This is a genomic window from Pseudomonas sp. Leaf127, assembly GCF_001423155.1.
Lineage (GTDB): Bacteria > Pseudomonadota > Gammaproteobacteria > Pseudomonadales > Pseudomonadaceae > Aquipseudomonas > Aquipseudomonas ovata.
Genome location: NZ_LMOA01000022.1, coordinates 493537 through 507358 on the forward strand (window position 1 = coordinate 493537; position 13822 = coordinate 507358).

Genomic DNA, 13822 nt, shown 5'->3' on the forward strand with positions numbered 1-13822 from the left:
TCGATTATTGCATCACTGTAAACGAACGAAGCGCATTCGGGCATCTGTCGTTGTACATGTCTATACATTAAGTATTTGCTTGCCAGGGATTTGTCATGGACCTTTCCAATCCACCCTTTCTGCCGGTGCGCAACCGGGCGCTGGACCTGCTCAAGTGGCTGGCGATGCTGAGCATGGTGCTCGATCACCTGCGCTATGTGGGCGCATCGATCGATGAGCTGTACGTGCCGGGACGCCTGGCGTTTCCGTGGTTCTGCCTGGCGATCGCCGCCAACCTGGCCCGGCGCAGCGCCGCCGAGGTGGGGCCACAGGTGAAATGGCGCTACCTGGGCTGGATGCTGGGCTTTGCGCTGGTGTCCGAGGTGCCGTACCGGTTGTTCATGGCCGACGCGACGGTGCTCAACGTCATGCCAACCCTGCTGCTGGGGCTGCTGATTGCCCAGGGTTGGCGCCAGCGCCGGGTCGAAACGCGGATCATGGCGCTGGTGGCCTTGTTGCTGGCGGCGGTGCTGCAACAGCACCTGATGTTCGGCCTGCCCGGTGTGCTGCTGCCTCTGGTGCTGTTGCAGGTGATGCAGCGCGCGCTTGGCTGGGCCTTGCTGGCCGGCGTGGTGTGCGTCTTTGCCAACGCCTGGCAGGAGCTGTTCGCGGGAATGGGGCGGGGCGATCCGGTGGCGACTGGCGCGTTTGTGGCCTGCCTGCTGGCGCCGCTGGCCGGCGTGGCGCTGCTGCAGCGCAAGGTGCGCTGGCAGGTCTGGCCGATGCGGCGCTGGGCCTACGCGATCTATCCGCTGCACTTTTTGCTGCTGTCGGGTGTACGGCACATCACCTGACGGTCGCTTCGCGCTGCGGGCGACAACTTGCACACAGGCTATGTTTGTACCGCAGCCATCGCCGGCAAGCCGCCTCCCACAGAGTGAGCCCGGTACACAGGCCGGTCATCCACGCTTAAGATCGCTGTAGACAAAACGCCATCAACGCCCTTATCGTTCGCGCAGGCCGCCTCATGTGGCCAACGTCGCTCGGACGGTTCCGGGCGCTTACGTCTGCGAGATTCTCATGGCTGACCAAGGTTTGCCGCGCCGCTTTGCGCGCATCGATCGACTCCCCCCTTATGTGTTCAACATCACTGCCGAGCTGAAGATGGCCGCTCGTCGTCGTGGTGAGGACATCATCGACCTGAGCATGGGCAACCCCGACGGGGCCACGCCGCCGCACATCGTCGAGAAACTGGTCACCGTCGCCCAGCGCGAAGACACCCATGGCTATTCCACGTCGCGCGGCATTCCACGCCTGCGCCGGGCGATTTCCAACTGGTACAAGAAGCGCTACGAGGTCGACATCGACCCGGAAAGCGAAGCCATCGTCACCATCGGCTCCAAGGAGGGCCTGGCGCACCTGATGCTGGCCACTCTGGACCAGGGTGACACGGTGCTGGTGCCCAACCCCAGCTACCCGATCCACATCTACGGTGCCGTGATTGCCGGCGCCCAGGTGCGTTCGGTGCCGCTGGTGCCGGGCGTGGATTTCTTCGCCGAGCTGGAAAAGGCCATTCGCGGCTCGATCCCCAAGCCGAAGATGATGATCCTGGGCTTTCCCTCCAACCCCACCGCACAGTGCGTGGAGCTGGACTTCTTCGAGCGCGTGGTGGCCCTGGCCAAGCAGTACGACGTGCTGGTGATCCACGACCTGGCCTACGCCGACATCGTCTATGACGGCTGGAAAGCGCCGTCGATCATGCAGGTGCCGGGTGCCAAGGACATTGCGGTGGAGTTTTTCACCTTGTCCAAGAGCTACAACATGGCCGGCTGGCGGATCGGCTTCATGGTCGGCAACCACGAGCTGGTGGGCGCCCTGGCGCGGATCAAGAGCTACCACGACTACGGCACCTTCACGCCCTTGCAGGTCGCGGCCATTGCCGCCCTGGAAGGCGACCAGCAATGCGTGCTGGACATCGCCGAGCAGTACCGCCAGCGCCGCAACGTGCTGGTCAAGGGCCTGCACGAGCTGGGCTGGATGGTCGAGAACCCCAAGGCCTCGATGTACGTCTGGGCGAAAATTCCCGAGGCCTATGCGCACCTGGGGTCGCTGGAGTTCGCCAAGAAGCTGCTGGCCGAAGCCAAGGTCTGCGTGTCGCCGGGTGTCGGCTTTGGTGAATACGGCGACGACCATGTGCGCTTTGCCCTGATCGAGAACCAGGACCGGATCCGCCAGGCGGTGCGCGGCATCCGCACCATGTTCCGTGCCGATGGCCTGGTAGGCAAATCGGGGGCTTAAAGCGTTGGCGGGCGATTATCCTGTGTCGCTGCCCGGCAAGCATGGGGCACTGTAGGAGCGCGCTTGCCCGCGACCGRSTGCGCAGCGCTCGCAAAATTGGTGAGGCCCCACAAATTTCCGATCTGGAATCTACGAAACGCCACAATTTTACGACTGCTAACGCAGCCGGTCGCGGGCAGAGCGCGCTCCTACAACCCCTCGCAGGGCGACGACAGCGTCGCCTTGTACTTGTCTGAATACGCCATTGCCGTTCTCCGGCCGCGTGTCCGCGCCGCCAGAACAGCGCCTTTTCGATCTGCGTTCGATCCGCCCCTACAAGCGCCGAAAGCCTTGGCAGACCGGGCGTTTTGTCGTCTTTGCCCGGCAAACGCGAAGCCTTCGCGATTCGCCGGGTTTGATGGCGTTCAATCCATGTCGTAAATGCGCCTTTGCGTGGCGTGCGCAGGCATTTGATCGGACCCTGTCGGCCCTACCATCGCAGCCAGAGGGTTGATCAATGCCCTGACCATAATGAAAGGCGCCGCGACGCCGCTGGAGAGAACGCGATGTTCAGCAAACAAGATCAGATCCAGGGTTACGATGACGAGCTGTTGGCGGCGATGAATGCCGAAGACCAGCGTCAGGAAGATCACATCGAACTCATCGCTTCTGAAAACTACACCAGCCAGCGCGTCATGCAGGCCCAAGGCAGCGGCCTGACCAACAAATACGCCGAAGGCTACCCGGGCAAGCGCTACTACGGCGGCTGCGAGCACGTCGACAAGGTCGAGCAACTGGCCATCGACCGCGCCAAGCAGCTGTTCGGGGCCGACTACGTCAACGTCCAGCCGCATTCCGGCTCTTCGGCCAACTCGGCGGTCTACCTGGCGCTGCTGCAAGCCGGCGACACCCTGCTGGGCATGAGCCTGGCCCACGGCGGTCACCTGACCCACGGCGCCAAGGTGTCGTCTTCGGGCAAGCTGTACAACGCCGTGCAGTACGGCATCGACAACGACACCGGGCTGATCAACTACGACGAAGTCGAGCGCCTGGCCGTCGAGCACAAGCCGAAGATGATCGTCGCCGGCTTCTCGGCCTACTCCAAGACCCTGGACTTCCCGCGCTTTCGCGAGATCGCCGACAAGGTCGGGGCCCTGCTGTTCGTCGACATGGCCCACGTGGCCGGTCTGGTCGCCGCCGGCCTGTACCCCAACCCGCTGCCGTACGCCGACGTGGTCACCACCACCACCCACAAGACCCTGCGCGGTCCGCGTGGCGGCCTGATCCTGGCGCGTGCCAACCCCGAGATCGAGAAAAAGCTCAACGCCGCCGTATTCCCCGGCGCCCAGGGCGGCCCGCTGATGCACGTCATCGCCGGCAAGGCGGTGTGCTTCAAGGAAGCGCTGGAGCCAGGCTTCAAGGCCTACCAGCAACAAGTGATCGATAACGCCCAGGCCATGGCCGGCGTGTTCATCGAGCGCGGTTTCGACGTGGTGTCCGGCGGTACCGACAACCACCTGTTCCTGGTCAGCCTGATCCGTCAGGGCCTGACCGGCAAGGACGCCGACGCGGCCCTGGGCCGTGCGCACATCACCGTCAACAAGAACGCCGTACCGAACGACCCGCAGTCGCCGTTCGTGACCTCGGGCCTGCGTATCGGCACCCCGGCCGTCACCACCCGTGGCTTCAAGCAGGCCCAGTGCATCGAACTGGCCGGCTGGATCTGCGACATCCTCGACAACCTCGGCGATGCCGATGTCGAGGCCAATGTCGCCAGCCATGTGGCCGCCCTGTGCGCCGATTTCCCGGTTTACCGCTGATTCAGGAGTCGCCTCAATGAATCGTTACTCAGGCTTCGGCCTTCTCAAGCACTCCTTCAGCCACCACGAAAACTGGCAGCGCATGTGGCGCACGCCCACGCCCAAGCAGGTCTACGACGTGGTCATCGTCGGCGGTGGCGGCCACGGCCTGGCCACGGCCTACTACCTGGCCAAGGAACACGGCATCACCAACGTGGCCGTGATCGAAAAGGGTTACCTGGGCGGCGGCAACACCGCCCGCAACACCACCATCGTGCGCTCCAACTACCTGTGGGACGAATCGGCCCACCTGTACGAGCACGCCATGAAACTGTGGGAAGGCCTGTCCCAGGACCTGAACTACAACGTGATGTTTTCCCAGCGCGGCGTGTACAACCTGTGCCACACCCTGCAGGACATCCGTGACTCGGAGCGCCGCGTCAGCGCCAACCGCCTCAACGGCGTGGATGGCGAGCTGCTCAACACCCAGCAGGTGGCCGACGAGATCCCGTACCTGGACTGCTCGAAGAACACCCGCTACCCGATCCTGGGCGCCACCGTACAACGCCGTGGCGGCGTGGCCCGCCACGACGCCGTGGCCTGGGGCTTTGCCCGCGCCGCCGACGCCCTGGGCGTCGACCTGATCCAGCAGACCGAAGTCATCGGCTTTCGCAAGCAGAACGGCGTGTGCATCGGGGTCGAGACCACCAAGGGCTTCATCGGCGCCAAGCGTGTCGGCGTGGTTACTGCCGGTAACTCCGGGCACATGGCCAAGCTGGCCGGTTTCCGCCTGCCGGTCGAATCGCACCCGTTGCAGGCGCTGGTGTCCGAGCCGATCAAGCCGATCATCGACAGCGTGATCATGTCCAACGCCGTGCACGGCTACATCAGCCAGTCCGACAAGGGCGACCTGGTGATCGGTGCCGGTATCGACAGCTGGGTCGGCTATGGCCAGCGCGGTTCGTACCCGGTCATCGAGCACACCATCCAGGCCATCGTCGAGATGTTCCCGGTCCTGTCGCGGGTGCGCATGAACCGCCAGTGGGGCGGCATCGTCGACACCACGCCGGACGCCTGCCCGATCATTTCCAAGACCCCGGTGCCGAACATGTTCTTCAACTGCGGCTGGGGCACCGGCGGCTTCAAGGCCACGCCGGGCTCGGGCAACGTGTTTGCCGCAAGTCTCGCCAAAGGCGAAATGCATCCACTGGCGGCACCGTTCTCCATCGATCGCTTCCATAACGGCGCGCTGATCGACGAACACGGCGCTGCGGCTGTCGCTCACTGATACGGGGATTTCGAACATGCTTTATATCTTCTGTCCTCACTGTGGCGAACTGCGCAGCGAAGAGGAATTCCACGCCGCCGGACAAGCGCACATTCCGCGCCCGCTGGACCCCGGCGCCTGCTCCGACAAGGAGTGGGGCGAGTACATGTTTTTCCGTGACAACCCGCGTGGCATCCACCACGAACTGTGGGACCACGCCGCCGGCTGCCGGCAGTATTTCAACGTCACCCGCAACACCGTGACCTACGAAATTCTCGAAACCTATCCGATTGGCGCCAAGCCGCAGTTCACGGCCGAGGGAGACAAGGTATGAGCCAGAGCAATCGACTGCCCAACGGTGGCCGTATCGACCGGAGCAAGGTGCTGCACTTCACCTTCAACGGTCAGACCTACCAGGGCTTTGCCGGTGACTCGCTGGCATCGGCCCTGCTGGCCAACGGCGTGGACGTGATCGGCCGCAGCTTCAAGTACTCGCGTCCCCGCGGCATCTTCGCCGCCGGTGCCGAAGAGCCCAATGCCGTGCTGCAGCTGGGCGCCACCGAAGCCACCCAGATCCCCAACGTGCGGGCCACGCAACAGGCGCTGTACGCAGGTCTTGTCGCCGCCAGCACCAACGGCTGGCCGAACGTCAACAACGACATGATGGGCATCCTGGGCAAGGTCGGCGGCAAACTGATGCCACCGGGCTTCTACTACAAGACGTTCATGTACCCCCAGTCGTTCTGGATGACGTACGAGAAGTACATCCGTAAAGCCGCCGGCCTTGGCCGGTCGCCGCTGGAAAACGACCCGGACCGCTACGACAACTACAACCAGCACTGCGACGTGCTGGTGGTCGGTGCAGGTCCCGCCGGTCTGGCGGCTGCCCTGGCCGCCGGGCGCAGCGGTGCCCGGGTGATCCTGGCCGATGAGCAGGAAGAGTTCGGCGGCAGCCTGCTCGACACCCGTGAAAGCCTGGACGGCAAGCCGGCCACTGAGTGGGTTGCCAGTGTCGTCGCCGAACTGGCGGGCCTGGACAACGTGATCCTGTTGCCACGCGCCACCGTCAATGGCTACCACGACCACAACTTCCTGACCATTCACGAGCGCCTGACCGATCACCTCGGTGACCGTGCGCCGATCGGCCAGGTGCGTCATCGCGTGCACCGTGTGCGCGCCGGCCGTGTAGTCCTGGCCACCGGTACCCACGAGCGTCCGCTGGTCTACGCCAACAATGACGTGCCCGGCAACATGCTGGCCGGCGCGGTGTCGACCTACGTGCGCCGCTATGGCGTTTCGCCCGGCAAGAAACTGGTCCTGAGCACCAACAACGACCACGCCTACCGCGTGGCCCTGGACTGGCTCGACGCCGGCCTGCAAGTGGTGGCCATTGCCGATGCGCGGCACAACCCGCGTGGTTCGCTGGTCGAGGAAGCCCGGGCCAAGGGCCTGCGCATCCTGACCTCCAGTGCGGTGATCGAAGCCCGTGGTACCAAGCGCGTGACCGGTGCCCGCGTCGCGGCCATCGACCTGAAATCCATGAAAGTCACCAGCCCCGGCGAGTGGCTCGATGCCGACCTGATCGCCAGCTCCGGCGGCTACAGCCCGGTGGTCCACCTGGCCTCGCACCTGGGCGGCAAGCCGGTCTGGCGTGAAGACATCCTGGGCTTCGTGCCCGGCGAAGCCCCGCAGAAACGCGTGTGCGTCGGTGGCATCAACGGCGTCTACAGCCTGGGCGATGCCCTGGCCGACGGCTTCGAAGGCGGCGTGCGCGCGGCCAGTGAAACCGGCTTCAAGGCGGTCGAAGGCGTACTGCCCAAGGCCGTCAATCGCACGGAAGAACCGACCGTGGCGCTGTTCCAGGTGCCGCACGAGAAGGGCACGGCACGGGCGCCCAAGCAGTTCGTCGACCTGCAGAACGACGTGACCGCTGCTGCCATCGAACTGGCAACCCGCGAAGGCTTCGAGTCGGTCGAGCACGTCAAGCGCTACACCGCGCTGGGCTTCGGCACCGACCAGGGCAAGCTGGGCAACGTCAACGGCCTGGCCATCGCGGCCCGTTCGCTGAACGTGACCATCCCCGAGATGGGCACCACCATGTTCCGCCCCAACTACACGCCGGTGACCTTCGGCGCGGTGGCCGGCCGGCACTGTGGGCACATCTTCGAGCCGGTCCGCTTCACCGCGCTGCATGCCTGGCATGTGCGCAACGGCGCCGAGTTCGAAGACGTCGGCCAGTGGAAGCGTCCGTGGTACTTCCCGAAGAACGGTGAAGACATGCACGCCGCCGTGGCCCGCGAATGCAAGGCCGTGCGCGACAGCGTCGGCCTGCTCGACGCCTCGACCCTGGGCAAGATCGACATCCAGGGCCCGGATTCGCGCGAGTTCCTCAACCGCATCTACACCAACGCCTGGACCAAGCTGGACGTAGGCAAGGCGCGCTACGGCCTGATGTGCAAGGAAGACGGCATGGTCTTCGACGACGGCGTGACCGCCTGCGTCGCCGACAACCACTTCGTAATGACCACCACCACCGGCGGCGCGGCCCGTGTGCTGCAATGGCTGGAGCTGTACCACCAGACCGAATGGCCGGAACTGAAGGTGTACTTCACCTCGGTCACCGACCACTGGGCGACCATGACCCTGTCGGGCCCCAACAGCCGCAAGCTGCTGGCCGAGGTCAGCGACATCGACCTGGACCGTGAAGCCTTTCCGTTCATGACCTGGAAAGAAGGCCAGGTCGGCGGCGTGCCGGCGCGGGTGTTCCGCATCTCGTTCACCGGCGAGCTGTCCTACGAGGTCAACGTCCAGGCTGACTACGCCATGGGTGTGCTGGAGAAGATTGCCGAGGCTGGCAAGAAGTACAACCTGACCCCGTATGGCACCGAGACCATGCACGTGCTGCGCGCCGAGAAGGGCTTCATCATCGTCGGCCAGGACACCGACGCCTCGATGACCCCGGACGACCTGAACATGGGCTGGTGCGTCGGCCGGACCAAGCCATTCTCGTGGATCGGCTGGCGCGGCATGAACCGTGAAGACTGCGTGCGCGAGCAGCGCAAGCAACTGGTCGGCCTCAAGCCGGTCGACCCCAAGCGCTGGCTGCCGGAAGGCGCGCAACTGGTGTTCAATCCGAACCAGACCATCCCGATGAAAATGGTCGGTCACGTGACCTCCAGCTATGCGCATAACTCGCTGGGTTATTCATTTGCCCTGGCCGTGGTCAAGGGCGGTCTGAACCGCATGGGCGAGAAGGTCTATGCACCGCTGGCCGATGGCAGCGTGATCGAGGCCGAGATCGTGTCTTCGGTGTTCTTCGATCCGAAGAACGAGCGCCAGAACGTGGAATGACCCGATGGCCGCGGGGCGTGGAGGGTGGGTGTGGGACCGGCTTGAGCCGGGAAGCAGACACCCCCCTTTCATGCACCTCGCTACTGCATCGGATCGTCGCCCGGCCTGTTGCTGCGGGCACTACAACAGAATTGATTACAGGTGCGTCATGACTACAGTCAACGTATACCAGCAACGTCCCGCCACCGGCGCCAAGGCCGAGTCGCCGCTGTTCCATGCCGGCTTCGACAAGCTGGTGGGCAAAGGCCACACCAACCCGGGCGTGGTGCTGCGCGAGAAGAAACTCCTGGGTCACCTGACCCTGCGTGGCGACGGCCATGACCCGGCCTTTGCTGCCGGCGTGCACAAGGCCCTGGGCCTTGAACTGCCAGGCGCCCTGGGGCTGGTGATCGACGGCGAGCGTTCGCTGCAATGGCTGGGCCCGGATGAGTGGGTACTGATTGTGCCGACCGGCGAAGAACTCGACGCCGAGCTGAAACTGCGCGAAGCGCTGGACGGGTTGCACATCGCCATCGTCAACGTCAGCGGTGGCTGGTCGGTGCTGGAGCTGAGCGGTCCACACGTGCGCGACGTGCTGCAGAAATCCACCAGCTACGACGTGCACCCCAACAACTTCCCGGTCGGCAAGGCCGTGGGCACGGTGTTCGCCAAGTCGCAACTGGTGATCCGCCGCACCGGCGAAGACACCTGGGAACTGCTGGTACGCCGCAGCTTCTCCGACTATTGGTGGCTGTGGCTGCAGGATGCAACGGCTGAATATGGTCTGGGCGTAAAAGCCTGATCCGGCCTTGAACCCGACCGGGGGGGTAGGAGCGCGCTTGCCCGCGACCGGCTGCGTCAGCAGCCGTAAATTTGCGGCGTTTCGCAGATTTTGAAGGCGTTCACAGCCGTAAATTTGTGGCGTTTCGCAGATTTTGAAGACGTTCACAGCCGTAAATTTGCGGCGTTTCGCAGATTTTGAAGACGTTCACAGCCGTAAATTTGTGGCGTTTCGCAGATTTTGCGAGCGCTTCGCACTCGGTCGCGGGCAAGACGGATGGCCGCCCCCGCGCTCCTACAGCGGTTGTACCGCTCTGAACCAGGGAAATGATTTATGAGCCGCGCCCCCGATACATGGATTCTGACCGCCGATTGCCCCAGCGTGCTGGGCACGGTGGATGCGGTGACCCGCTATCTGTTCGAGCAGGGCTGCTATGTCACCGAGCACCATTCGTTCGATGACCGCTTGTCCGGCCGCTTTTTCATCCGGGTCGAGTTTCGCCAGCCCAAAGACTTCGACGAGGCCGGCTTTCGGGCGGGTCTGGCCGAGCGCGGGGCCGGCTTTGGCATGGTCTTCGAGCTGACCGCGCCGGCCTATCGGCCCAAGGTGGTGATCATGGTCTCCAAGGCCGATCACTGCCTCAACGACCTGTTGTACCGCCAGCGCATCAACCAGCTGTCGATGGACGTGGTCGCGGTGGTGTCCAACCATCCTGACCTTGAGCCGCTGGCCGCCTGGCATTCGATTCCCTACCACTGTTTCCCGCTCGACCCCAACGACAAGCCGGGCCAGGAAGCGAAAGTCTGGCAGGTGATCGAAGACTCTGGCGCCGAACTGGTGATCCTTGCCCGCTACATGCAGGTGCTGTCACCGGACCTGTGCCGCAAGCTCGACGGCAAGGCCATCAACATCCACCACTCGCTGCTGCCCGGCTTCAAGGGCGCCAAGCCGTATCACCAGGCCTACAACAAGGGCGTGAAGATGGTCGGTGCCACCGCGCACTACATCAATAACGACCTGGACGAAGGCCCGATCATCGCCCAGGGCGTCGAGGTAGTCGACCACGCGCATTACCCCGAAGACCTGATTGCCAAGGGCCGTGACATCGAGTGCCTGACCCTGGCGCGTGCCATCGGCTATCACATCGAGCGGCGTGTGTTCCTCAACGCCAACCGCACTGTCGTGCTCTGATTCACGTCGACGTTTCGCCGCGCTGCCGCCCGGTTGAAGCGTCGATGTTGCTTTCTCGCGCATTCGCCGCGCATTTTCTCCATCAGCCACTATTCTCAATTTCCGCTGCCTGCTGCACGGAAAACACGACAAATCTGCACCGTTGTCGTTTTTGGAATAGCTGAGGGCGGTGTGGCTGAAAATTCCCGGCTCGATTCAGCGCATCCTTGGCAGCAAGCGACACGCGACGTGTGACCTGCTCGACGACGGGCCAATGCCTGGCTGTATTCGCCATCGAGTCTGCAATGCGTCGTGCTCCCTCGTTAAAAACAACGAATAGAGGTGACATGCATGTCTGGAAATCGCGGTGTGGTGTATCTCGGCGCTGGCAAGGTCGAAGTACAGAAAATCGACTACCCGAAAATGCAGGACCCCCGTGGCCGCAAGATCGAGCACGGCGTGATCCTGCGCGTGGTCTCGACCAACATCTGTGGCTCCGACCAGCACATGGTCCGTGGCCGTACCACCGCCCAGGTCGGCCTGGTGCTGGGCCATGAGATCACCGGTGAAGTGATCGAGAAGGGCACCGGCGTCGAGAACCTGCAGATCGGCGACCTGGTGTCGGTGCCGTTCAACGTGGCCTGCGGCCTGTGCCGTTCGTGCAAGGAACAGCACACCGGCGTGTGCCTGACCGTCAACCCGGCCCGTCCGGGGGGTGCCTATGGTTATGTCGACATGGGTGACTGGGTCGGTGGCCAGGCCGAGTACGTGCTGGTGCCGTACGCCGATTTCAACCTGCTGAAACTGCCGGACCGCGACCGCGCGATGGAGAAGATCCGCGACCTGACCTGCCTGTCCGACATCCTGCCGACCGGTTACCACGGTGCTGTCACCGCCGGTGTCGGCCCAGGCAGCACCGTGTACGTGGCCGGTGCCGGTCCTGTCGGCCTGGCCGCCGCTGCCTCGGCCCGCCTGCTGGGCGCGGCCGTGGTCATCGTCGGTGACGTCAACCCGGTGCGCCTGGCCCACGCCAAGGCCCAGGGTTTCGAGATCGCCGACCTGTCCACCGACACCCCGCTGCACGAACAGATCGCCGCGTTGCTGGGCGAGCCGGAAGTCGACTGCGCGGTCGATGCCGTGGGCTTCGAAGCCCGTGGCCACGGTCATGCCGGTGCCAAGGCCGAAGCGCCTGCTACCGTGCTCAACTCGCTGATGGGCGTGGTGCGCGTGGCCGGCAAGATCGGTATTCCCGGCCTGTACGTGACCGACGATCCAGGTGCGGTAGACGCTGCGGCCAAGCAGGGCGCCCTGAGCATCCGCTTTGGTCTGGGCTGGGCCAAGTCGCACAGCTTCCACACCGGCCAGACCCCGGTGATGAAGTACAACCGCCAGTTGATGCAGGCGATCATGTGGGACCGCATCAACATCGCTGACGTGGTGGGCGTGCAGGTGATCAGCCTGGACCAGGCCCCGGCCGGTTACGGCGAGTTCGACGCCGGCGTGCCGAAGAAATTCGTGATCGACCCGCACAAGCTGTTCAGCGCGGCGTAACAGCGATCTTCGCGGCGCAAGCCGCGATTTTCAAACATAAAACCACTCACTGATTTATTGGACTTGAAATTCGCCCTCTGGTAGGAGCGGCTCAGCCGCGAACCCTGCGCAGTTCGTGAATGCGCGCATCCTTTTCGATCCATAGCTGGTTCACCCAGTCCTGCACCCTGGCCCGGAATACCGGGTCATTCTCGTAATCGCCTTGCCACAACGCAGGGTCCAGCTCGCGCGTGCGGATATCGACGATCACCTTCGGCACCCGCCCGCACAATAAATCCCAGAACCCCGGAATCCGTGAATCGGGGTATACCACCGTCACATCCAGGATCGCATCGAGTTGCTCGCCCATCGCCGCCAGCACAAAGGCCACGCCGCCGGCCTTGGGCTTGAGCAGGTGATCATAAGGCGACTGCTGGGCTTTCTGCTTGGCCTGGGTGAAGCGCGTGCCTTCGAGGTAATTGACGATGGTCACCGGCTGGCGCTTGAACAGCTCGCACGCCGCCTTGGTGATTTCCAGGTCCTGGCCCTTGAGCTGGGGGTTTTTGGCCAGGAAGGCCTTGGTGTAGCGCTTCATGAACGGATAATCCAGCGCCCACCAGGCCAGGCCCAGGAATGGCACCCAGATCAGTTCCTTTTTCAGGAAGAACTTGAAGAACGGCGTGCGCCGGTTGAAGGTCTGGATCAGCGCCGGGATGTCCACCCACGACTGATGATTGCCGATCACAAGGTACGAGGTGTCGCGGCGCAGGTGGGCATCGCCGAGGATTTCCCAGCGGGTGGGCAAGGTGGCCGCAAAGATCCATTTATTGATCTCGGCCCAGGTTTCGGCGATCCACATCACCGCGGCCGAGCAGTGATCACGCATCTCGCCCTGAAAGATCAGCTTGAGCAGGGCAAAGACCAGCAACGGGCCGATCAGCACCAGGGTGTTGGTCAGCAACAACAGGGTAACGAAACACCCGGTGAGCACGCGGCGCATAACAATCTCTGTCAGTCAGTGGTGGGCACATGATAGATAGCCTGGCTGGACACGCCAACGACACAGGTGCTTACAGATGTTTCGCAAGGCCCTGTTCGCGAACCAAGTGCCGTTACGCTGTCTAAAACCGGGCGCCAATCGGGCGCCGAGTCGTGTAAGGAGTCCATCGCGTGAAGACTGCCCTGATGTTGCTGTCCCTGTTGGCATTGCCGGCCCTGGCTGCCGAACCGACCCTGTACGGTCGTTATGAAAACATCAAGGTCCCCGAAGTGGGCGAGACCTTCAAGGCCAAGATGGACACCGGGGCGGTGACGGCCTCGTTGTCGGCCAGGGACATTGAGCTGTTCAAGCGCGACGGTGAGCAATGGGTACGCTTTCGCCTGGCGGCCGAGGGTTCCAGCGACAAGGTGTTCGAGCACAAGCTGGCGCGAATCAGCAAGATCAAGGGCCGCGCCGACGAAGACGATGAGGACGAGGGCGGTGTCGAGGCCGCCACACGTCCGGTCATCGAGCTGCAGCTGTGCCTGGGCAAGGAACAGCGCATGGTGGAAGTGAACCTGGTCGATCGCAGCCACTTCAACTACCCGCTGCTGATCGGTGCCAAGGCCCTGCGTGAGTTCAACGCGGCCGTGAATCCGGCGCGGCGCTACACCGCCGACAAACCCGATTGCTGATTGACGAATGATGGC

The 13822-nt window shown here is 63.6% G+C and carries 11 protein-coding genes; 10 read left to right on the top strand and 1 reads right to left on the bottom strand.

From position 1 onward, the window contains the following. The first annotated feature begins 95 nt into the window (after positions 1-95). The 9 genes from ASF84_RS20110 to fdhA all read left to right on the top strand — a co-directional run bounded on the left by ASF84_RS20110 (position 96) and on the right by fdhA (position 12154). Entirely contained in the window at positions 96-833 is a 738-nt protein-coding gene (locus tag ASF84_RS20110) for a TraX family protein (protein WP_056840603.1), read from the top strand. Between the two features lie 226 nt (positions 834-1059). Continuing rightward, positions 1060-2277 (top strand): alanine transaminase, encoded by a 1218-nt coding sequence (alaC, locus tag ASF84_RS20115; RefSeq protein ID WP_056840604.1) that lies wholly within the window; start codon positions 1060-1062, stop codon positions 2275-2277. A gap of 545 nt (positions 2278-2822) precedes the next feature. Further along, positions 2823-4076: a serine hydroxymethyltransferase gene (glyA, locus tag ASF84_RS20120; protein ID WP_056840605.1), complete on the top strand. Its 1254-nt coding sequence runs from the start codon at positions 2823-2825 to the stop codon at positions 4074-4076. 16 nt (positions 4077-4092) lie between these two features. Beyond that, positions 4093-5343, top strand: coding sequence for a sarcosine oxidase subunit beta family protein (locus ASF84_RS20125; protein WP_056840606.1), 1251 nt, complete (start codon positions 4093-4095; stop codon positions 5341-5343). Between the two features lie 16 nt (positions 5344-5359). After that, positions 5360-5656, top strand: coding sequence for a sarcosine oxidase subunit delta (locus ASF84_RS20130; RefSeq protein WP_056840607.1), 297 nt, complete (start codon positions 5360-5362; stop codon positions 5654-5656). Beyond that, complete coding sequence (locus ASF84_RS20135; protein WP_056840608.1) at positions 5653-8673, top strand: sarcosine oxidase subunit alpha; 3021 nt, start codon at positions 5653-5655, stop codon at positions 8671-8673. The genes ASF84_RS20130 and ASF84_RS20135 overlap by 4 nt, the downstream gene beginning before the upstream one ends. 148 nt (positions 8674-8821) lie before the next feature. After that, entirely contained in the window at positions 8822-9454 is a 633-nt protein-coding gene (locus tag ASF84_RS20140) for a sarcosine oxidase subunit gamma (protein WP_056840609.1), read from the top strand. 312 nt (positions 9455-9766) lie between these two features. Then, positions 9767-10624 carry a formyltetrahydrofolate deformylase gene (locus ASF84_RS20145; RefSeq protein ID WP_056840610.1) on the top strand — a complete coding sequence of 286 codons (858 nt, stop codon included), beginning with the start codon at positions 9767-9769 and terminating at the stop codon, positions 10622-10624. 330 nt (positions 10625-10954) lie between these two features. After that, positions 10955-12154, top strand: a complete 1200-nt coding sequence (gene fdhA / locus ASF84_RS20150; RefSeq protein WP_056840611.1) for a formaldehyde dehydrogenase, glutathione-independent — start codon at positions 10955-10957, stop codon at positions 12152-12154. 91 nt (positions 12155-12245) lie between these two features. On the opposite strand, the gene ASF84_RS20155 is transcribed toward fdhA, so the two are convergent. After that, complete coding sequence (locus ASF84_RS20155; protein ID WP_056840612.1) at positions 12246-13133, bottom strand: acyltransferase; 888 nt, start codon at positions 13131-13133, stop codon at positions 12246-12248. Between the two features lie 170 nt (positions 13134-13303). On the opposite strand from ASF84_RS20155, the gene rloA2 reads away from it, so the two are divergent. Further along, complete coding sequence (gene rloA2, locus ASF84_RS20160; RefSeq protein WP_056840613.1) at positions 13304-13807, top strand: retropepsin-like aspartic peptidase RloA2; 504 nt, start codon at positions 13304-13306, stop codon at positions 13805-13807. Positions 13808-13822: the final 15 nt, after the last annotated feature.